Annotated in this window: 18 protein-coding genes; 9 read left to right on the top strand and 9 right to left on the bottom strand. The window is 67.5% G+C overall.

The window, feature by feature from the left end; translation table 11 throughout:
- Positions 1–25 precede the first annotated feature (25 nt).
- From PGB26_RS01180 to PGB26_RS01165, 4 genes are all read left to right on the top strand, one after another.
- On the top strand, positions 26–277 hold the full coding sequence (locus PGB26_RS01180; RefSeq protein ID WP_271638484.1) for an acyl carrier protein: 252 nt from the start codon (positions 26–28) through the stop codon (positions 275–277).
- 190 nt (positions 278–467) lie between these two features.
- A complete protein-coding gene (locus PGB26_RS01175) occupies positions 468–905 on the top strand; it encodes a serine O-acetyltransferase (RefSeq protein WP_271638483.1) in 438 nt (145 codons plus the stop codon).
- Entirely contained in the window at positions 892–2,343 is a 1,452-nt protein-coding gene (locus PGB26_RS01170; RefSeq protein ID WP_271638482.1) for a lipopolysaccharide biosynthesis protein, read from the top strand. Before PGB26_RS01175 ends, PGB26_RS01170 begins: the two co-directional genes overlap by 14 nt.
- Entirely contained in the window at positions 2,231–3,799 is a 1,569-nt protein-coding gene (locus PGB26_RS01165) for a glycosyltransferase family 4 protein (protein WP_271638481.1), read from the top strand. The genes PGB26_RS01170 and PGB26_RS01165 overlap by 113 nt, the downstream gene beginning before the upstream one ends.
- Here the strand turns inward: PGB26_RS01165 and PGB26_RS01160 are convergent.
- Complete coding sequence (locus tag PGB26_RS01160) at positions 3,789–4,631, bottom strand: hypothetical protein (RefSeq protein ID WP_271638480.1); 843 nt, start codon at positions 4,629–4,631, stop codon at positions 3,789–3,791. The two genes, PGB26_RS01165 and PGB26_RS01160, sit on opposite strands and share 11 nt — an antisense overlap.
- A gap of 224 nt (positions 4,632–4,855) precedes the next feature.
- Here PGB26_RS01160 and PGB26_RS01155 point away from each other — a divergent pair, with 224 nt between their 5' ends.
- Complete coding sequence (locus PGB26_RS01155) at positions 4,856–8,065, top strand: PIG-L family deacetylase (RefSeq protein ID WP_271638479.1); 3,210 nt, start codon at positions 4,856–4,858, stop codon at positions 8,063–8,065.
- A gap of 22 nt (positions 8,066–8,087) precedes the next feature.
- Here PGB26_RS01155 and PGB26_RS01150 read toward each other — a convergent pair whose 3' ends face one another.
- Positions 8,088–9,263 (bottom strand): rhamnosyltransferase WsaF family glycosyltransferase, encoded by a 1,176-nt coding sequence (locus PGB26_RS01150; protein WP_271638478.1) that lies wholly within the window; start codon positions 9,261–9,263, stop codon positions 8,088–8,090.
- Between the two features lie 128 nt (positions 9,264–9,391).
- The gene (locus PGB26_RS01145) at positions 9,392–10,660 is read right to left on the bottom strand and encodes a hypothetical protein (RefSeq protein WP_271638477.1); all 1,269 of its coding nucleotides are present in this window, start codon (positions 10,658–10,660) and stop codon (positions 9,392–9,394) included.
- A 224-nt stretch (positions 10,661–10,884) separates the two neighbouring features.
- Between PGB26_RS01145 and PGB26_RS01140 the strand changes: the two genes are divergently transcribed.
- From PGB26_RS01140 to PGB26_RS01130, 3 genes are all read left to right on the top strand, one after another.
- A complete protein-coding gene (locus PGB26_RS01140; RefSeq protein ID WP_271638476.1) occupies positions 10,885–11,619 on the top strand; it encodes a hypothetical protein in 735 nt (244 codons plus the stop codon).
- Positions 11,616–12,419, top strand: coding sequence for a hypothetical protein (locus tag PGB26_RS01135; RefSeq protein WP_271638475.1), 804 nt, complete (start codon positions 11,616–11,618; stop codon positions 12,417–12,419). Before PGB26_RS01140 ends, PGB26_RS01135 begins: the two co-directional genes overlap by 4 nt.
- Positions 12,420–12,508: 89 nt before the next feature.
- Entirely contained in the window at positions 12,509–13,861 is a 1,353-nt protein-coding gene (locus tag PGB26_RS01130; protein WP_271638474.1) for an O-antigen ligase family protein, read from the top strand.
- A gap of 61 nt (positions 13,862–13,922) precedes the next feature.
- On the opposite strand, the gene PGB26_RS01125 is transcribed toward PGB26_RS01130, so the two are convergent.
- The 4 genes from PGB26_RS01125 to PGB26_RS01110 form a co-directional block, all read right to left on the bottom strand.
- Positions 13,923–14,783 (bottom strand): glycosyltransferase, encoded by an 861-nt coding sequence (locus tag PGB26_RS01125; RefSeq protein ID WP_271638473.1) that lies wholly within the window; start codon positions 14,781–14,783, stop codon positions 13,923–13,925.
- A gap of 166 nt (positions 14,784–14,949) precedes the next feature.
- Positions 14,950–15,642, bottom strand: coding sequence for a polysaccharide deacetylase family protein (locus PGB26_RS01120; RefSeq protein ID WP_271638472.1), 693 nt, complete (start codon positions 15,640–15,642; stop codon positions 14,950–14,952).
- On the bottom strand, positions 15,639–16,637 hold the full coding sequence (locus PGB26_RS01115) for a glycosyltransferase family 2 protein (RefSeq protein WP_271638471.1): 999 nt from the start codon (positions 16,635–16,637) through the stop codon (positions 15,639–15,641). The genes PGB26_RS01120 and PGB26_RS01115 overlap by 4 nt, the downstream gene beginning before the upstream one ends.
- Entirely contained in the window at positions 16,618–17,472 is an 855-nt protein-coding gene (locus PGB26_RS01110; protein WP_271638470.1) for a glycosyltransferase, read from the bottom strand. The genes PGB26_RS01115 and PGB26_RS01110 overlap by 20 nt, the downstream gene beginning before the upstream one ends.
- 45 nt (positions 17,473–17,517) lie before the next feature.
- On the opposite strand from PGB26_RS01110, the gene PGB26_RS01105 reads away from it, so the two are divergent.
- Positions 17,518–17,961, top strand: coding sequence for a VanZ family protein (locus PGB26_RS01105; RefSeq protein WP_271638469.1), 444 nt, complete (start codon positions 17,518–17,520; stop codon positions 17,959–17,961).
- Here PGB26_RS01105 and PGB26_RS01100 read toward each other — a convergent pair.
- Both PGB26_RS01100 and PGB26_RS01095 read right to left on the bottom strand, forming a co-directional pair.
- Positions 17,958–18,779 carry a WecB/TagA/CpsF family glycosyltransferase gene (locus PGB26_RS01100; protein ID WP_271638468.1) on the bottom strand — a complete coding sequence of 274 codons (822 nt, stop codon included), beginning with the start codon at positions 18,777–18,779 and terminating at the stop codon, positions 17,958–17,960. The genes PGB26_RS01105 and PGB26_RS01100 overlap by 4 nt on opposite strands.
- Positions 18,779–20,311, bottom strand: a complete 1,533-nt coding sequence (locus PGB26_RS01095) for a sugar transferase (RefSeq protein ID WP_271638467.1) — start codon at positions 20,309–20,311, stop codon at positions 18,779–18,781. The genes PGB26_RS01100 and PGB26_RS01095 overlap by 1 nt, the downstream gene beginning before the upstream one ends.
- Positions 20,312–20,751 lie beyond the last annotated feature (440 nt).

Raw genomic sequence — 20,751 nt, 5'->3', positions numbered from 1 at the left:
CGTAGGGGACAAAAGGGGAACGACCATGCTCACTGTCGACGCGCGCATCGAGGATTTCATCCTCAGCAGCTTCCTGTTCGGCGATGCCGACCGGATGCCTTTGCGAACGGACTCTCTGCTCGAGACGGGAGTGATCGACTCGACGGGTGTGCTCGAGCTGATCGAGTTCCTCGAAGCGGAATTCAGGCTGCACGTCGACGATGACGAGTCGGTTCCCGAGAATCTCGACTCGATCGAGAACCTTGCGCGCTTCATCGCGGCCAAGACACGCTCCTGACGGCGACACGGCGATGTTCAAGAGCATCGAGGGGCGCCGACGCAACCCGCTCGCCGCTGACCTCGCGCGCATGACCGCATCCTTTCTCGACGGCGAACGCACGTCGCTGCCGCGCCGCATCGGCTTCGTGCTCTCGAACTCCGAGCTGCACTGCGTGGCATGCCACAGGTTCGGGCGGTTCGCTGAGCGGATGCGAGCGCGCGCGCCGCTCGCAGCGCTGCCACTGGTCATCCTCCACAGGGTCTGGAACCGTTGGACGACGCACGTGGATCACTGCGACATTTCTCCGAAGGCAGACATCGGGCCGGGCTTGCTCCTGATGCACCGCCACGGGGTGATCATCGGCGGTGCGAAGATCGGCAGAAACGTGGTGATTCACCAGAACGTGACGATCGGACAGCGCGCGTCGCGCGGCGACCAGGGTCTGCCCGAGATCGGCGACAGTGTATGGATCGGTCCCGGCGCGACGATCGTCGGAGCGATCCGCGTCGGCAACGGCGCGACGATCTCGGCGGGCACGGTGCTGTCGCGCGACGTGCCGCCGCGCGCGCTGGTGGCGGGTGTACCCGGCCGTGTGGTGACGCAGGACTACGACAACCGCGAGATGCTCGGTCATGTCGTTGCGTGAGCGCGCAGGCCGAAGCACCGCGGGCGACGATCGTTCGCTGCGCACACGGGCGGTGCGGGGAGCGGCGTGGAGCGGCGTGAGCTCGATCGTGCTTCGCGCCGGGAGCCTGGTCGTGGGGATCATCCTGGCGCGCATCCTCACCCCCGAGCAGTTCGGCGTGTTCGCGATCGCGCTGGCGGTGCAGTCGATCGTCATGACAGTGGCCGATCTGGGCTTGTCGTCGGATCTGGTGCGCAGCGAGGAGCCCGAGCGGATCGCGCCGACGATCGCGACACTCGGGCTGATCACCGGAGTGGTCACCACCACGCTCACCATGGTGACGAGCACCGGTCTCGCAGAGCTGCTGGGCAGCGTCGAAGCCGCCCCCGCTCTGGCGATCCTCTCGCTGACGCTTTTCCTCGCCGGCGTGAGCATCGTGCCGTACGCCATGATGCTGCGCCGCTTCCAGCAGCGCGAGTTGTTCTGGATCGGCGTCGTCGACTTCGTCGTCTACACTGCCGTGACCCTCACCCTCGTCGGTCTCGGCTTCGGCGTGATCGGCCTGGCGATCGGGCGGGTGACGGCACAGCTGACCGCGTCGACCCTGCAGTTCGTTCTTGCGGGAGTGCGGCCCCGTTTCGGTCTCGACCGCGAACGGCTCCGCCCGATCCTGGCGTTCGGTCTGCCGATCGCCATTGCGAACCTCATCGCCTGGGCGCTGCTGAACGTCGACAACATCGTGCTCGCACGTATGGCCGGCGTCACGGCGCTCGGTTTCTACACCCTGGCGTTCAACATCTCCAGCTGGCCGATGAGCGCGCTCTCGCAGGTCGTGCGCTCGATCTCACTGCCGTATTTCTCTCGTACCGACGATGCCGGCCACGCTGTCTCGAAGCTCATGGCAATCGGCTGGGCGCTCGCGCTGCCGACGTGTGGGCTTCTCGCAACGCTCAGCGCACCGGTGATCAGCGTTCTCTATGGCGAACGGTGGCTGCCCGCGGCGCCGGTGCTCGCAGCGCTGGGCATCTACGGCGCGCTTCGCGTGGTGTTCGATATCGCCACGGGGTTCCTTTACGCGCAGGGCCGGTCGCGGCCGGTGCTTTACATTCAGATCGTCTGGATCGTGCTGCTCACTGCGGGCATGATCATGACCATCCCCGGCTATGGCATCGAAGGCGCTGCCTGGGTGCATGTCGCGGTCTCGGTGATCGTCATCCTGCCGATGCACCTGATCGTGCTGCGCGCATCGGGCGTACGTATCCGACAGGTCCTGCGTGACGCGCTCGCCCCCACGCTGGGCGCGATTCCGGCCATCGCGGTCGCCACCGGGGCGCGGATGCTCATCGATGAGCCGATCGCCGCGCTGCTGGTCGGCGGCGCAGCCGCTGTCGCGGTCTACGGCGCCTCGATGTGGTCATGGGGACGACGGGAGCTTCGTCTTGTGCGCAGTGGAGCGTGATCGTCGCCGAACTCGGCTGCGCGACGGCGCCCCCTGGATCGTGCTGCAGGCGCTGACCATCATCACCGACGTCATCCCGCCGCGTTATCGTTTCGGGCACTGGCGACGCGCGATGAACGCGCTCCGTCTCCCCGGCGGGCTGCCGTGCGTGCCGCGGGATGGCGCCGCGGCCGAAACCGCGGCCTGCGCCGAGGCGGCGCGCTGCGACGCCTCCGCAGCACCGCGCGACGCTGACCTGCGGCGCCTTGCAGTGAGCGGCACGACCTGCATGATCGTCGCGGGGGCGCTCGACTCGGGCGGAGTGGAGACGGTCGTCGCCGCCCTCGCCCTCGGCCTTCCCGCTCATGGCATCGAGGTGGAGGTCGTCTGCACCGCGGGCGGGCGCTGCGCCGACGAGATCCGCGCTCAGGGCGCGCGTGTTTCGCTGGTGCCGAACGAGATGCTGGCCGAGCACGTCCGTCGCAGCAATCCCGATGTGATCCAGGTGCACCGCCTCGAACCGGACTTGCTCGCTGCGCTGGCCCCGTATGCCCGCCGAAGCGTCATGGTGTTCCACGCGATGGAGGCGTACCTGAGCCGGCGCGTCTGGCTGGCGCTCACGGAATTCACCGCGGACGCGGGGCCCAGCATCGCGGTGAGTGCCGCAGTGCGAAACTTCTTCATCGCTCGGCTCGGATCGCGCGATGTGCATGTCGTGGTCAACGGCGTCCCCGGTACGACGTCTCGCCTGCGACCATCCCGCGTCGCGGCGCGCGCGAAGGTGTCGGCCGCCGTCGGCGCCCCGATCGCCGACGACGATGTGCTTGTCCTAGGGCTGCAGCGGTACAGCGATCAGAAGAATGCTGCGGGGCTGGTCGACGCCTTCCTGCTCGCCGCCCAGGCCGATCCGCGACTGCGTCTGATCATCGCCGGAGCGCCCGAAAGCTGGCTCGAGGTGCGCAGAGCGGATGCCGTGCGACGGCGGCATCCGCTCGGGCATCGAGTGCATCTGCTCGCCGATTCCGATCCCGATGCGCTGCTGGCGGGTGCCGACCTCTTCGCGTTGGACTCGTTCGCCGAGGGCGGGCCGATGGTGGCGCTGGAGGCGGTGGCGATGGGCGTGCCCGTCGTGCTCTCGGACGTCGGCTTCGCTGCACAGCTGATCGCGGCCGACGCGCAAATGGGCGAAGTGGTGCCTCGTGCGAGTCGCGACGTCTCGCATTGGGCCGTCGCACGCGAGCGACGCCGCTGGCGCCAGAGCAATCGCACGATATTCGCCGAAGCGCTGAACCGTCAGGCAGAACGCTCGTCACGGCCGCGAGCGGCGCTGCCGGAGGCATTCGCGCTCGAAACGATGCTGTCTGCCCACGCGCGGGTGCTGCGTGAGGTGGCAAGCCACGGTGCGCCCGATGTGCAAGCCAGCGAGCCAGAAACGCCCGCGGCCAGAGGGCGGGCCGTTCGTCGGCTCAGCGGCTGATCGCCGCGAGTTGCCGGAGGAACTCCTCCGCTGCCACCTCAGCTCCGCGCTCGTTCAGATGGCCGCCGTCCCTCGTGTATTCCGGGCAGATCCGGTGGTAGGCCTGGCCTCTCTCGGTGACGTGGAGATTCGCTTCGCCATCGGAACACGTCGAGATCGCGGCGGCGAGGTCGAACAGCAGACCGCCCGCCCCATACTCCGCGCGCATCAGCTGGTTGTACCTCTCGATCGCGGCGTTGTTCTCGGGAACCCAGTCGGTCACGGATACGGTCACGTGCAGAAACGTGAGTTGGGGGTACGCGCTCTCAAGCTCCTCCATCATCGAGCGGTAGGCGTCGAATAGCGCCAGCACGTCGGTGTCGGCGGTCACATCGACGTACCCCAGTTTCATCACGGCGATATCGGCGTGCGCAGGCACGCCTTCATCGCGGATCCACGTCTTGAAGTCGTCGAGTTTGGTGCCGGGATCGTCGGTCTGATCCAGCCAGTGGTTGCCCAGTGACCCCGCGCCGTCGGGCAGCCCGTCGACCACGCGCAGCGGCGGGACATCGTATCGGCGGAAGACCTGCGGCAGACCCATCGTCACTATGTCCTCTCCGACCGAGCGGTGGGCGAAGAAGATGCGCTGCTCGTCAACTCGTTCGAGTGCCTCCGCGCTCAGCGGCGCGTTGACGATGGAGGCCGCAGCCGGCGATGTTCTATCGGTTGGCGTGATGGAAGGCGGCGCGGTGGACGGCGTCGGCGCGCCCGCCGAGGCAGTACAGCCGATCAGCATGACGCCGAACGCGGCGATGAGCGCGCACAGAACGTAGGGCTTGGCCACGATGATCACCCCCAGTAATAGGGAAAGGCTAGGTGAACGGCGCGATCGTCGCCAGCATGGTTCGCATTGTGCGCGAGACGCGCGAGCACTAGAGTCAGTGCAAGCAGTCATCTGGGGTGACTGTCTATGGGATCATCCGCTGCGAGGCGGATGTCGACACGCACTGGGGATCTGCCGTGTTCAGAACAAGGGGACGACTGGCGAGGGCGCTTTCCGCGGCCACCGTGACAGTCATGGCCGCGACGCTCACAGGTCTGGCGGCTCTGCCGGCGCAGGCAGCGGACGCGTGCACGAGCAGATCTCTGACGATCGTCGCCCATCAGGACGACGACCTGCTGTTCATGAACCCGGACATACAGCACGACCTCGACGCCGGTGCCTGCGTCACGACCGTCTTCCTCACTGCCGGTGACGTGGGGATGCCCACGAGCTACTGGCAGGAGCGGGAGGCGGGGCCACGCGCCGCCTACGCGCACATGCTGGGGCTGGCGCCTGAGACGGCGTGGCAGCTGCAGAACCGCACCTACGCAGGCAGATCCGTGGCCACGGCGGCTCTCGCCGGCGGCCGATCCGCCTTCATCTATCTGCGCCTCCCCGACGGGGGGATCCAGGGCAACGGCACGGCCGGCACGGGCAATCAGTCGTTGATGAGACTCTGGACAGGCGCGATCCCTTCGATCTCCGCGGTGGACGCGTCGCAGACGTACACACTGCCGCAGCTCATCGAGACGCTCGCGGCCGTCGTGTCCCAGGTGCAGCCGCAGGTGATCCGCACTCAGGATGCCCGGCCGGAGCAGAACAACCACTCCGATCACACCGCCGGGAGCACGATCGCCCTGCAGGCGCTCTTCGGCTTCACCGGAGAGGTGCGCTCGTACCAGGACTACGGGGTGGTGTCGCAGGCTCCGAACGTGGCCGACGCGGACCTCGTGCGGAAGATCGAGACCCTGCGGAGCTACGCCGCGCACGATCCGGAACTGTGCAACTCCGGCGACGGATGCCCGAGCGGCGTCGTCGCCGACTGGGCCGAGCGACAGTACCGGGCCCCACTCGTCGCCGACGTGCTGCCCGTCGTTGGTCCGGCGCCATATAACGGCCCCGATCTGGCGCGCAACGCCAAAGTGCAGGCGTCGACGCACGCCACTGGTCAGGAGGCCGTCCGCGCGATCGACGGAGTCGTCGGCGGCTACCCGGGCAGTGGCGGGGCGGAGTGGGTGTCGCTGGGACAGCGCGCCGGTGCGTGGATCGCTCTCAACTGGTCGGCAGGCCAGCTGATCGACCGGGTGCACCTGCATGACCGTCCCAATTCCGCCGACCAGGTGACGGGGGGAACGCTGCGGTTCTCCGACGGTTCGACCGTCGAGGTACCTGCATTGAACAACGACGGCACTTCGACCGTCGTCACCTTCACGCCGCGAACCGTCACCTCCGTGAGGTTCACAGCGACGGCGGTATCGTCGACCACGCAGAACGTCGGCCTCGCCGAGTTCGAGGTGTACCACGGCGACCCGTCGCCGGTCGAAGACTCCGGCCCCACGCCCGTAGCTGGTCCGGCCCCGTACGCGGGACCGAACGTTGCACGCAACGCCACCATCGCTGCGTCGTCTGAGGCGGCCGGTCAGGGCGCGACGCGTGCAATCGACTCGATCATCAGCGGCTGGCCCGCGAACGGCCTCGCCGAGTGGTCGTCCGACGGCCAGCGCGCCGGCGCGTGGATCGAGCTGCACTGGCCGGCCGGGCAGCCGATCGATCGCGTGCACCTGTACGATCGCCCCAATCCGGCCGACCACGTGCAGGGCGGAACCCTGCGGTTCTCCGACGGTTCGATCGTGACGGTGTCCGCGCTCAACAATGACGGTTCCACGACAGTTGTGATGTTCCCGGCGCGCACCGTCACCTCGGTGAGGTTCACCGTCACCTCGACGTCGTCGACCACCCAGAACGTCGGGCTCGCCGAGTTCGAAGCGTACAACGGCGATCCCGTCCCAGCGCCCGACCCTGATCCCGATCCCGAGCCGACGCCCGAGCCGACCCCGGTTCCCGGCCCTGCGCAGTACTCTGGCCCGAACACCGCGCGCAACGCCAGCGTGGCGGCGTCTTCCCAGGCGCCCGGTCAGGCGGCGACCGCGGCCATCGACGCCGTGATCGCGGGGTGGCCGGCGAACGGGGGTGCGGAATGGTCATCGAACGGTCAGCGCAGCGGAGCCTGGATCGCTCTATCCTGGGCGGTCCCGCAGCAGGTCGACCGGGTCCGGCTGTACGACCGACCGAACCCCGCAGACCATATTCAAGGCGGAACGCTGCGCTTCTCAGACGGGTCGACGGTCGCGGTGCCCGCGCTGAACAACGATGGCTCGGCGACGCTCATCACCTTCCCCGCGCGGAACACCACCTCCCTGCGTTTCACCGTCGACTCGACATCGTCGGCGACAGAGAACGCGGGCCTCGCCGAGCTCGAGGTCTACCACGGCGATCCCGCAGCAGTCCCGCAGCCGGGTACCGAGCCGGTAGCCGGGCCCGCCCCCTATAACGGGCCCAACCTCGCGCGCAACGCGCGCATCTCCGCGTCCACGCAGGCGGCAGGTCAGCCCATCACCGCGGCGATCGATGCCGTGATCGCCGGATGGCCTGCCAACGCCGGGGCGGAGTGGTCGTCGAACGGACAGCGTGCCGGCGCGTGGGCCGAACTGTCATGGTCGAGCGCTCGACAGGTCGACCGTGTGCGCCTCTTCGACCGCCCGAACCCGGTCGATCACATTCAAGGCGGCACACTGCTGTTCTCGGACGGTTCGAGCGTCGACGTCCCAGCGCTCAACAACGACGGTTCGGCGACGATTGTCACGTTCCCCGCGCGAGCCACCACGACCCTGCGCTTCACGGTCCGCACGACCTCGTCGGCCACCGAGAATGCAGGACTGGCGGAGTTCGAGGCCTACGATGGTGACCCGACGGCGCCTCCGCCGCCACCACCCCCGCCTGCTCCCGAGCCGACGCCGACGGCAGGACCCGACCCGTACTCCGGCCCTAATGTCGCCCGCAATGCGAACATCATGGCCTCGTCGCAGGCGACCGGCCAGGGAGCCACCCGAGCCATCGACGCGGTGATCTCCGGGTGGCCGGCCAATGGCACAGCGGAGTGGTCGTCGAACGGCGAGCGCGCCGGTGCTTGGCTCGATCTGTCGTGGTCGGCCGCGGTGCAGGTTGACCGCATCTACCTCTACGACCGTCCCAACCCGGCCGATCGGGTGACGGGCGGCAAGCTGCGCTTCTCGGACGGCTCGACGGTGGCGGTGCCTGCTCTGAACAATGACGGTTCGGCGACCATCGTCGCCTTCCCCGCGCGATCGATCACCTCGGTGCGGTTCACCGTCGATTCGACCTCGTCCGCGACCGAGAACGTCGGTCTGGCGGAGTTGGAGGCCTACCTCGGCCTGCCGGGCTAGCGTACGTCAGCGACAGCGACGGTCATCTGCGTGGTGAGTCCAGCACGGCGGTGAGAATGCCGGCGAATCGCGCCCCGGTCTCGTCCCACGCGGCCGTCTTCACACTCTGCGCGACCCGCTGGGCGTGATCGTCGCGGTCAAGCCGCGACACCGCCGCACCCAACGCGCCGGCAAGCCCCGCGGGGGTGGCCGGCGCCCAGAGCGCATGGGGGTTCGACAGGTCGGCCCGCGCTTGCGGTGAGTCGTTGACGACCGGCACCGCCCCCGCTGCGAGCATCTCTTCGGCGACGAGCGAGATGTTCGTGAACGACAGTGCGAGACCGGTCACAACGCTGTTGTAGAGCTCATTGAGCTCGGATGGGCGAAGGCTCCCGTGGTCGATGACCGGCACGTCGAGGTCGCCCGCCATGTCTCCGTAGACGTGGATCGGCTCGTCAGGGTGCCGGCGGTGAAATTCGCGCAGGGCGAGGATCGCGAGTCGGTAGCCGCGCCGGTCGTTCCCGCGCTTGGCATAGAACAGCACTCCCGACCTGCGGCGCGTGCCGGGCAGCGCGTGATACACCTCTCGATCCACTCCGAACGGGATCATCGTCGATTCCACGGCGGTGTGCTCGCGGATGCTGTCGCGCACCATGGCGCCGAGCGAGACGATGTGCAGACCCAGGCGGTAGCTGTCCTCAGCCATCGCGTATTCGCCGCCGCGTGGGTAGAAGAACGGCTCGAAGTCCTGCGCGAAGTAGAGCCCCTGGGTGCCCGGCGCCATACGCGTGACCGCGACATGTGCGGTCGACCAGGCCGAGGCGACCACCGCGTCGAACCCCTCGATCCGCTCGGGCACGAAGGCGATTTCGCACTGCAGCCACGGCCAGGCGCGGCGCACGGTCGCGGCGCTCTCGGCGAGGTCATTGCCGTAGCGGTTGTATAGCAGCAACGTGTTCTCGAACCCCGCCGCCCGGCACGCTTCCATCATCCGAAACATCGTGGTGTGCCCGCCCGAGCCCGACTGCGGAGGATAGGCCAGCCACGCGACGCGCCGCCCAGCGCCGCTTGGTACAGTCTGGGCCGAAGCGGGGCCGGGCAGCTCGCTACCGGCAGCCGTCCCACCTTGCGAATCGGCGAGATCACGGTCGAGCAGGGGGAAGGCGAGTTCGTCGAGGTCGAGGCGTTGGGCAACGCGCTGCACGGCACGCTGCACCACCTGTCGTGGGGACTTGCCGATGAGCTTTCGCCACATAGGTCGAAACCCTTTCTTGAAGGCGAGATCGCCGTCGCGATCTTCAATTTAGAGGATGGCCGGCCGACCCGAGCACGACGTCCGAGAACGGGTCAGAGTGGTATTCGGTATATGTGGAAGCTGGACTCTGCGCTGAAGTCGTCGGCGAGCACGCCATCGCGCACCTCGAGCCGACGATCCTCGCCGACGACGTCGGCTCGTGTGCCGCGGATGCCGTCGGGCAGCGTGAGACTGCGCCGGCCATTGCCGCCGTCGGTCATGGCAAACACGTAGGCGTGCCCGTCGTCTACCTTCAGCATCGTGTCGAGCCCCTCGCCGAAGTCCCAGACGTACGACTGGGTGTTGATCACGGGAGCGAGGTCTTGGATTAGCCGGTTGACCTCTCCCATCGCCTCCACCTGCTTCGCACCGCAGAAGGAATCGCCCTCGATCTGCGCCTGGCGGACGACGCCCGAGCTCTCGCAGTCTCCCGAGAAGGACTGGTTGAACCAGAGCAGGCCCCGTGCCTCGTTGATGATCGAGTTCATCGCGGCGCCCTTGAGTTCGTCAGGGGTGATGTAACGGACGTGCTCAGCGCCAGAGAAGCCGTTGAGATTCTCGACCACACCCCAGCGTGGACGCGGTTGGCCGTCAGCTTCGTCACGCACCGCCAGCCCACCGAGAACGCGGCCATAGCTGGAGGCGGTGCGGCAGCTCTCCTGCGGCACGGGGTCGATGTATGTCTCTCCCCGGTACGGCTGCCAGTCGCAGAACGGGATCGTGTACCAGTACATGTCCACCGAGATGACATCCGGGGTGCTCACGTATTGCTCCTGCACCGGCACGTCGAGGTCCTCGCCGATGACGAGTTGCGTGAAGTTCGCCCAGGTGAACTTGTCGGCTCCACCGTGCTCGCGCTGCAGTCCTCGCAGCAGCGCCAGACCCTCGGCGGGGGAGTAGCGCCCATCGACCTCATCGTCGAGGAACACGCCCGGCCAATGCGGTGAGTCCGCGTTGAAGGTGTCGTTCAGCCGCTCGCCGATCCAATAGACGTCGTTTCGTGGAAACAGTGCGAAGTCGGTGCCCTCCCACATTCCCGCGTAGGTGTTGATGCCGTGCGCTTTGTCCCACCGCACTTCGCTGTCGTCAGTGACGCCGTTGAACCAGATCACGATGGGAAAGAACGATGGGGCGGTCCAGTCGACAGCATCCGGGAACTGCGTCCAGTACGCCGATCCCCCCTCCCACGGCACACGCGGCAAGTCGAGCGCCCGCGTCGCACCCTGCGGCGCCGCGCTGTCGGTCGGCACCGACGGCTCACTCTCATGGCGCACCGGCACGCACGCCACCGCTACCGCCCCCACCGCGATCGCGACACTCATCACCATCACTCTTCCGACGTCTCGTCGTCCCATGGCCCGATGCTCCCCAGCTCGAACGGACTCTCCCCGCCCCAGTGAATCACGAGGAGGCATCGGCGTCGAGGGTCAGGGGTGTCGCGGTGACGCGGGCATTGGTACGATCCTCATACAGGGGAAGCTCGGCGACGAGCTGCTCTCAACTCAAAGCGCCAGTGGGGACTGACTGAGTTGGGGAAGGGGATCGCGTGATCATGCGCGATATGCAGGGGATGTTACGGCGACGATGGATCATCGTGGCGCTCATCGCGGTGGCGACGATCGCCGCCAGCTGGCAGCTGCTGTCGTCGTCGGGTGTATACACCACCCGGACGACGATCGCGTTCACCCTGCCCACTGGAGCCGCCCTCGATGAGGGAGGCTCTGCCGAACCCGGCATCATCACCTTTGCCGCGACGGTTGCCAGCGAGGCCGATCAGAACATCACCCGCGTGCGCTACTCGGATGCCGATGCGCGGCCGTACGGCATCGGGGTGCGCGAGGGGGTGTTCGTGGGCGTGCCGGATGTGGGCGGGCAATGGTCAGTGTCGTATCGCCTCGCCGAGGTCGCGATCGACATAGTCGGCACCACTCGCGAATGGGTTCGAGAGCAGCAGGAGCTTACAATCGACCGCGTATTCGCCGCCGCCGACGCTCAGCAGAAGGCGATCGGCATCGACGTCGATGCTCGGGTGCAGTATGAGGTCGAGCCGCTGTCCATGGATATCGAGCACGTCGCACCCAGCCCAGGTATGCAACTGCTCGCCTTGATCGCGCTCGGCGCTGCCGGGGCGATCCTGAGCGGTCTCGTCCTCACCTGGCGCTACGACCGAGGCTCCGATGTGCCTCACCGCGGACAGGGAAGAGCCGGCATCGATCAGTTGCGCGCGAGACGGTCAGTAGTGCGCACAGTGCGTGCAACCGAAGGGGCAGCGAACGTATGAACATCGCCGACATGATGGGTGCGCTGCGCAGGCGCTGGTACGTCCTCGTCGTAGGAGTGCTCGTCGCGGCGGCTGCCGCGTATGGTGTCTGGACAGTCGTCAAGGTCGACTTCACCCGCACGGCGACACAGCTCATGCTGCCCGGACCCGCCACAATCCCCGAAGACGCGAATCCGTTCCTGTACGTGGGGGGTCTCTCGCAAGCCGCCGACGTACTGACGCGCAAGATGGGGGCGCCGGACGTGCTCGCCGATGTGAACGACGCGCATCCGGATGTCGAGATCACCGTCACCCGTGACCCACTCAGCTCAGGCCCCGTGCTGCTGATCACCGCAGTTTCTCAAAGCGACGCAGCGGCTGGTCAGGCGGTGGAGGAGCTGGTGAGACTGACCGACACGACTCTCCGCGACATTCAGAGCACGGAGCGCATCCCGGACGCCGAACGCATCACCCTGGTCACCCTTACGCAGGACAGCGAGGGAGTGGTTGGTACCAAGAACCGGATGGTCGCGGCAGGCGGCGCCGGCCTGGGCGTCGGAGTGCTGACTCTGCTTCTGGTTGCCCTCATCGACGGTCTCGCGCGTTCGCGTTCGCGCCGTCGCGGGCGCAAGCGCCGGGTGCCGCCGGGGATCGTACTGCCCGATGACGGTGACGGACAAGCGCAGGAGGCGAATCGGGCGATTGACGACGAGGACATCATCGACGCCGCGGTCGGAACCGACGTCCAGGAGGATGCTTCGGGTCCGCGCGAGGACCCGAAGACCCGCCGTGTTCCCGAGCCTGCGGCGAGGATGCCGTGAGTCGAGCGGCACAGGCCGCGGTCCCGATCCCGATCTCGGCCAGCACCCACCGTGGCATGCGCAGTCGACGGGGTGTGTCGGCGGTAGCCATGTTGACGGTGTACCTCGTGCTGCTGGTTGCGCTGCCGTCGAACCTCGCTCTCAGCGCTCTCGGCGCATATGGGCGTCCGCAGTTCCTGTGGGGGATCGTCCTCTTCTTATGGTGGGGCTTCACCCGCGTGCAGTCCCCGAGCGTCGATCTCGACCCCGTGCGTCAGCCCGTGCGCGTCGCATTGGCGGTGTTCTTCGTCATCGTCTTGATCGGGTTCGCGGTCGCGCTGCTGCGCGGACAGCCGGCTGATCAGGTCAGTCCTGCGATCTCGTCTGTGCTGAGGTTGCTGTCGTGGAGTGGCGTGGTGCTGGTGGCCATCGACGGCATTCGCTCGATGAACGAGCTGCTGGCGATGGTGCAGCGCATCGTGATCACTTGCTCCTCGCTGGCCGCGCTCGGTATCGCGCAGTTCTTGACTGGTCAGAGCTTTCTCGAGCCCTTCGACGCGCTGCCCGGCTTCTCGGAGTCGGCGGGCGGGGTGGACACGCGAGGAATGTTCCTGAGGTCATCGGCCACCGCGACGCATCCGCTCGAATACGGCACCGCGCTCTCAATCGCGGTGCCGCTTGCCCTTGCGGTGGCGATGCTGCGCGTGAGTCATCGGCAGGAATCGCAGCGGCTACGCTGGTGGCTCTTCCTCGGGCTGCTCGCGGCGGCCTCGTTCCTGGCGGTGTCGCGGTCGACCCTGATCGGATTTGTCGTGGCGATCGTGCTGATGATCCCCGCCCTGCCCAAGCGCTTTCGGGTCGTGGTCGTCGCAGGCGGCGTGTTGCTGGGCGGCGCGGTGATGGTGGCCACACCGGGGCTGTACGGCACGATCGTGGGAATGTTCGCCGGGGTGGGCGCGGACACGAGCACCCTGTCCCGCCAGGTAGGCCTAGAGATGGCGCCTGTGTTCCTCAGTGCCTCCCCGCTGATCGGAGTGGGGGCGGGCACGCTGCTGCCGCGGTATCTCATCTTCGACAATCAGTGGCTGGGCATCCTCATTGAGACTGGCTTGCTCGGCACGCTTGCGTTCGCCGCTCTGTTGCTTGCCGCGATCTGGAGCGGTGCGAGCGCCGGACGCGGTGGCGCGCTCGAAGACACGCGGCTGATCGGTCGCGCTCTTGCAGTGTCGGTGGCGACCGCGGCGCTGCTGCTCGCGTTCTTCGACGGATTCTCCTTCCCCATCGCAACGGGGTTGCTCTTCGTCGCAATCGGCTTGTGCGGCGCGACGCGCAGCATTGCGAGTGCCGACGCGCAGCAGTTCCCGACATCAGCGCAGCCACGTCGGCGTTGGGATCGCTGGCCGCGGAGCGGTCTGGTAGGGAGCGAAGACGCGCCTCAGAGCGCCTCTGGGGCAGTGCGCTGATCAGTGGGCAGCGCGCTGATCAGCCGAGCGGACGGGCCGCGGCGTCCGCCCGCCAGCCCTCTCATCCGAACCGGCGCACCGCCTGCTTGACCCGGTCAAGCGAGTTCTTCCCGCCGATCCGCAGGATCACCCGCTTGCCGATCGCCCGGCTCGAGTCGCGCAGCTCCCGCAGCGGACGCAGCACCGAGCGATCCAGCCAGAGACGCCCGGGTCGGGTGTCGGTGACGCCGTCGAGCTGACCCGGGAACGCTGCGCGGTGCTGCGCGGCCTCGGTGCGCACGCCGCGCACGCGGTTGCTGACGTTCTGCCCATGGATCACCTGCAGCCAGGCCGGGGTTCCGGTCAAGCTGACCACCGGCAGATGCTCGTGCAGCAGGTTGTGCCAGTCCCGCCAGGCCGTGACCGGCGCATCCCAGCTCTCGCTGACGCTGCAGAACGCGTTCTCGGGGTCGTCGCGCAGGTACAGCGCGTCGCCCTGAAGGATCAGCCCGGTGCGCAGATAGATCGCGTGGTCGGGATGCCGGCGAGCGGCTTGCTGCAGGCGTGCGATGAAGTCGACGGCGACGGCATCGTCGTTGTCGAGGTTGGTCGTCAGCAGCAGCTCGCCGTGCGAGTCGCCGAACACCTCGCGAGCATCGGCGACGACGTCGGTCCACTCCACCCGCTCGCGGTACAGCGGCACGAACAGCCCCTCATCGGCGAAGGGCGCAAGCCGCTCGAGCAGCCACCCGGGCGAGTGAGGGTCGAGGTAGACCATCCACGTGTACGAGTTCTCCGTCTGCGCGCGCATGGTGGGCACGGTGTGCCGCTCGAACAGGGCCACGCGATTGCGCAGCCAGCCTTCCTGAGCGCGCACCAAGCTCTCGGGGCCAGGCGTGGGCAGGTTGAATCGGGTGAGCACCAGGTGATCGATGGCGGTCATGAAGTCCTCCTGCAGGGCCGTTGTGCTGTCTTCCTCGAGATGATGCTCACGTCTTCGCTTTCGACCGCGGCGAGATTGAGGCGACGGCACCCGCAGCGCGAGGGGGACTGCTGTCGGGTGCCGTGCCAGTCGGGGGAACCGGTCGTGGTCGCCGGTATGCGTTGTGTCATCGCCACTTCTTCACCGCCTGCCTGATTGGACGCAGCGGCCACAAGCCGGCTGCCCGGTTGGGGGAGTCGAGCAGGCGGCGGATGCTGTCTGCAGTGTCGGTGCGAAGGATGGAGTACCTGTTGCGCAGCCACGGACGCGCGCGCGACCAGCCCTCGTCGAGTGTGTAGACCCGCAAGAAGTCATGTACACGCAGCTCGTCGAGCACCGCCCTGTCGTACAGTCCATGCGGTAACGCGGCGTGCCGCGTCGGCCGCCCTACGATCTGCTGCAGAGTCTGACTGGATTCGATCAACTCACGCCGAAGCTCGCCGGTTCGGGCGAGCTCGGTCCAGGGCCGGTGACTGGCACCATGCGTGCCGATGCCCATTCCAGACTCGGCCAGGTCGAGCATCTGCGTCGAGCTCAGTGAGCCCGGCATGCCGATGCGATCCGTGATGACGAAGAAGCGGGCCCTGGCTTGCCTCGCGAGCAGGGCGGGCAGACCTATGCGGTGATCGGATTCGTTGCCATCGTCGAACGTGAACTCCACGTAGCGCTTATGGGCGATAGCCACGTCGAGGACGCGATGAAAGTTCTCGGGAGTGATCCAGAAGCGCTCCTCTCCCGGTTCGAGGGAGCGCGTCGGCTCGCCTACACCGTGGAAGTTGAGCGTGATCACATGCGGCGCTGAAACGGCTTTAGCGGTCACGGCCCATCCGATGTGAAGGTGGCGGAAGACTGTACAGCAGCGCCGCGACGGAGCTGTATTGAGTCCGGGATTAGGTCACCTGCTGGAAGCTCACTCCAGCGCGAACGATTCAGCACGATCGGAAGCGAGTATCGGTGGCGCGGGTCATGCATGCGCAGTGCGTGCTGCGCCGTCACGGCCAGATGGAACAGCCGGGTGCTGGCGCGGCCATGCAGGCGCTCGTAATAGCGCACCCGATTGACGGATACGAGTGCGACCAACGGCGCAGGTTGGCCTGAGCCGGACCCTTCGTGATGGGCACACGCGCCGGGCTGATACCGAACTCGAAATCCCGCTTCGCGTGCACGACGGGCGTAGTCGGTCTCTTCTGCGTACAAGAAATAGGTCTCGGCGTCCCACTCGCCGATTGCGGCATTGCAGGTGTTCGAGATGAGCAGCGCAGCGCCGCTGCCCCAGGCGATGTCGCGTGGCCGCTCGTACTCAGAATCCGCCCGCATCGTCTCCGCGAGCCAACGCGGACGACTTGTCCACCGGTCGCCGAAGAGGGACTCGCCGAGCGCGCGCGCCACGCTTGGCTCTCTGCGCAGTCCGTTGTATCGCTTGCCGTCGCCCAGACGGCGCAGCTGCGGCACCGCGATGCCGACTTCGGGATCCGCCTCGATGACCTCGAGAAGGCGCTCGAGCATGTCGGGTTCGACGGTGAGGTCAGGATTGAGGATCGCGACGTGCTCGCCGGCGCGCACGTACGATCGGCCGATGTTGATGCCGCCCGAGTAGCCGAGATTAGCTCCGGTGGCGATGGTCAGAGCGCGCGGCTCACCTGCGGCGACTTCGAGCGTGTCGTCGGCGGAGCCGTTGTCGACGACGATGGCGCGCACCCCCACGGTGCTCGCGTCGAGAGAGGCGAGCAGAGACCCGAGCGTTGCTGCGCTGTTGTAGGTGACGATGATGGCGGCGATGCGAGCCGTCTGGTCGTCAGCGTCGAGAAGTGTCATCACGCTCCCAGCGTCGGCTTCGGCGGGGGAGACGCGCGCTGAGCGCGACGGCGATGTACACGAGCGCATCCAGCGCAGTCAGCGGTGACCGCACGGTGCCGAACAGCTCTCGCAGCACTCCACCGGGATCGTGTTCCGTCGTCGCCGCGATGGCTGCGGGCGACGACGATGGGGGAGTATCCTCACGCGCGCCGCTGACGTTGCGACGGCTGATCGCCACCAGTGAGCCGAAGGTGCGCGGCACCTGCACGGCGACCGGCCCCGTGGCCACCACGGTCTTCTCATGAGCGGCGAACAGTCGGTCGACCCAGAGATCGTCGCCTGTGACCTCGGGGAAGCGTCCGAGTCGCCGGTGTCCCTCTTCGGACAGCCCGTACACCCCGGCGCCCCACATGGCCGTGTGCAGAGAGGGGATCCGCGAACGGGCTCGGTAGTACGAGCGCACGATCGGGCCGGTGTCGGTGGTGACGAACTGCGACTGAGGGCGGGCGGCCTGCCAGCGCTGCGCACGGAGAACGGCCGCTGTCTCGCGGATGCTCTGCTCGTCGGCGACGATGTCCGCGTCGAGGTAGATGCGCGGCCACACCGTCGCGCTCGCGTCGCCGAGGTTGAGGGCATGGGTCTTCGAGGCGACGTCTGTCTCGATGACCGATATTCCAGCGAAGCCGCGAGCGATGCCGGCGGTGCCGTCGGTGCACGCGTTGCACACCACGATGAGTTCCAGGTCGCCCCGCTCGGCGGCGCGGGCGAGGGGGGAGAGGGTGCGTCCGATCACCGCCGCCTCGTTGTGCGCAGGGATGATGACGGATGCCGCCGCCGTCGTGACCGGGTTCATGAGTGCGCCTCTCTCGCCTGGCGGTCCGTGTGCGAGACTCGTCGCATGCCGACGCCCGAGCCCCGCCCGCGGTGGGCAGCCTGGGCGCTGGCCGCATACCTGCTCGCCGCCGGTGCGCTGCTGCTCTCGCCGATCGGGCCCGGACGCATTCTCGGCGCGCTGGTGGCGTGGGTGCAGCATGATCTCGGCGTCGAGGACTTCCGCCAGGGGTGGATCGAGGTGCCGGCGAATGTGGTGCTGTTCATTCCGTTGGGCTTTCTGCTTGCGCTTCTGCTGCGTCGCGCCTGGGTTTCGGTGCTGCTCTCAGTGACCGTGTCGTTCGTCGCCGAGCTGCTGCAGCTGCAGCTGTCGGATCGGCTGTCGAGTGTTCGCGATATCGCGGCCAATTCGGCTGGTGCCGTGATCGGTGCGGCAGTGGCGTGGATGCTGATGAAGAGGAGTAGTCGCCTGCACGGTGATCGCTCCGCTGAGACCGCTCGCTCCGACTAGGCGGCGGATCGGCGCACGGCGAGGTAGGCCGGCGGCCCCTCGATGAGGTAGCGCCGGGCGAGTCGCTTCGGTTCGAGCATGAGCCGCCAGGCCCACTCCATGCCGGCATCCGAGATCCACGACGGGGCGCGCGAGACGCGCCCGGCGAGGAAGTCGACGACGGCTCCGAAGGCGAGCAGGGCGCCGGCCCCGGTGGCGGCCCCGTACCGGGCGATCCACTGCTCCTGTCGCGGCTTGCCCAGGCAGACGAGTACGACATCGACGCCGGCTCGACGCATCTCGGCGGCAATCCGCATCGACTCGACGGGTGAGGCGAGCTCTTCGCGACTGGGCGTCCAGTGCCCGGCGAAGCGCAGCTGCGGCCAGTCGACGTCGAGGCGACGCTGAAGCGCATCCGTCACCTCGGGCATCCCGCCGATCACCCCGACCGAGAGCCGCGCATCGGCGGCATCGTCGAGCACCGGACCGATGAGGTCACTGCCCGAGAGCTTCGGGCACGGCACTCCGCTGATGCGCCGGACATGTGCGGCGATCGGCGCACCGTCGATGAGGTTCAGCCACTCCAGCTCAGGTGAGACGGGTTCAGCATCCAGGTGGCGTGCGCGCAACTGCGACAGACCGAAATGATGCACATGGTCGAGGTTGATCGACACCACCGCGAGCGGGCGGGTGCTGAGGTGGCTCGCTGCATCGGCGATGATGCCACGGGCATCTTCGTCGTCGACGATGTGCACCGGTGTGCCGTCGATGTCGATGTAGGGGATGCCGGTGATCAGCGATCCGACGACGGATCCGCTGACGCGGTCGATGAGAGTCATCAGTACGCCCCCTTCGATCCGAACATCACGCGGGCCGTGCGCCACATGATCTGCAGATCGGTGATCACCGACCAGTTCTCGACGTAGCGAAGGTCGAGGCGGATGCTCTCGTCCCAGCTGAGGTCGCTGCGGCCCGAGACCTGCCACAGGCCGGTGATACCGGGCTTGATGTAGAGCCGGCGCGAGATCGTGCCGTCATAGTCGCCGACTTCGCTCGGCAGTGGCGGGCGGGGACCGACGACGCTCATGTCGCCGGCGAGCACGTTCCAGAACTGCGGAAGCTCGTCGAGCGAGAGCTTGCGCAGCACCCGGCCCACGCGGGTGACACGCGGGTCGTTCTTCATCTTGAAGAGCAGGCCGGAGCCCTCGTTCGCGGCCTTCAGCGCGGCGAGCTTCGCCTCGGCATCCGGATGCATCGAGCGGAACTTCACCATCTGGAACCGCCGGCCGTCGCGGCCGACGCGCTCCTGGAAGAAGAACACCGGACCGGGCGAGTCGATCTTGATCAGCAGAGCGAGCAGCGGCGTGATGACGACGATCGGCACGAGCGCGAAAGCGGCGACCACGATGTCGAGCACCCGCTTGAGCGCATGCCTGCCACCCTCGTAGGTCGGGATCTGCATCTTGATGAGAGGCAGCCCGTCGACCGGGGCGAACGACAGTCGCGGGCCGGCGACATCGGCGAGCCGGTTCGAGAGCACCAGCTCGGCCGCAGTTCCCTCGAGCTGCCAGCCCAGGCGCTTGACGAAGTCGGGGTCCCGTTCGGGGCGTCCGGCGACGATGATCGTGTCGGCGCTCAGGTCTGAGGCGACCTGCGCGACGGTGTTGAGGTTGCCCAGCACGGGAACGGGGGCGCCGCCGAAGCTCAGCTCGCGAGCGTTCTCGTCGAGCAGCGTGGCGCCCACCACCTGGTAGCCGGCGGCTGTGCCCAGCGGTGCGAGCACCGAGGCGACGTACTCCACCTCGTCGCGGTTGCCGACGACGAGGGTGCGCGAAGTGAGTCGGCCATGGCGGCGCTGGCTGCGAAGCCAGCGCCGCCACGCCCACCGACTCATCAGCAGGCCGGGCAGCCCGCAGGGGAGGGTGATGAGCACGGTGAGTCGCATCGAGTCCCAGTCGAAGAGCACGGCTGCGACGGCCACCAGGCCGATCGCGAGCCCCGAGGCATGCGCGATGCCGCGGTACTCCTCTGCGCTCGTGCGGAACAGCGCCGCGTGCGGGGTGCGCATCACCAGCAGCATGGCGAACCACGCCACTGCGATGAGCGCACCACGCAACACGACATGCGCGGGCGGTTCACCCAGTTGGAGCTGGGTGCCGGCCGTGATGCCTGCGGCGATCACGATCACGGCGGCATCGGTCGCTCCGAGGCGGACGCGGTACGCCCGTTCCCATTGCAGACGATGCTCCAGCGACGGCGAGACGCGCGGCATGGCCGCGGTGCTCGTCTCGACCCGAACGCGAGGAATCGGCGTCGAGACGACGACCGCTTCTTCTCGCGTGTAGCTCAGGGCGTTCTCCACGGACGTCATGTCCGTGCACCCCGAGCAATGCATGCACGCATACCCCAGTGCGACATTGCTTCCCCAGTTTCATTCCCCAGTAACCGTGTGCGAGCGCACACGGGCATCCGTCATCACAACCCCTTGTGACGTCGTAGAACACGTGATCCCACATCACGCTGTGTTCATCGCCCCAGACGATGTTCACTGTCCTGCAGTTCGGATGTCGCTCACAGTAGCGCACAGTGCAGATGCTGCATAGACGGCTGAGAGCACTTTTTTCGTGCGCGTCGCGCGGCGTCCGCGCAGCACGAAGCGATTGGCGCGCGCGGTGCCACGACGACGTCGGGCACCGCGCGCAGGCTCGTGACTCGGCGCAGGCTCGAGCGCCTGCTCCGCTGCGGGTCGGCGGCGTTCCCGGCTCGGCTGAGCCGGGAACGCGGCGCTGCGAGCCGCTGATGTTCGCATAC

The organism is Microbacterium sp. nov. GSS16 (assembly GCF_028198145.1).
Taxonomy (GTDB): domain Bacteria; phylum Actinomycetota; class Actinomycetes; order Actinomycetales; family Microbacteriaceae; genus Microbacterium.
Note: the sequence above shows the minus strand (reverse complement) of the source record. Positions and strands in the feature narration are given on the sequence as shown.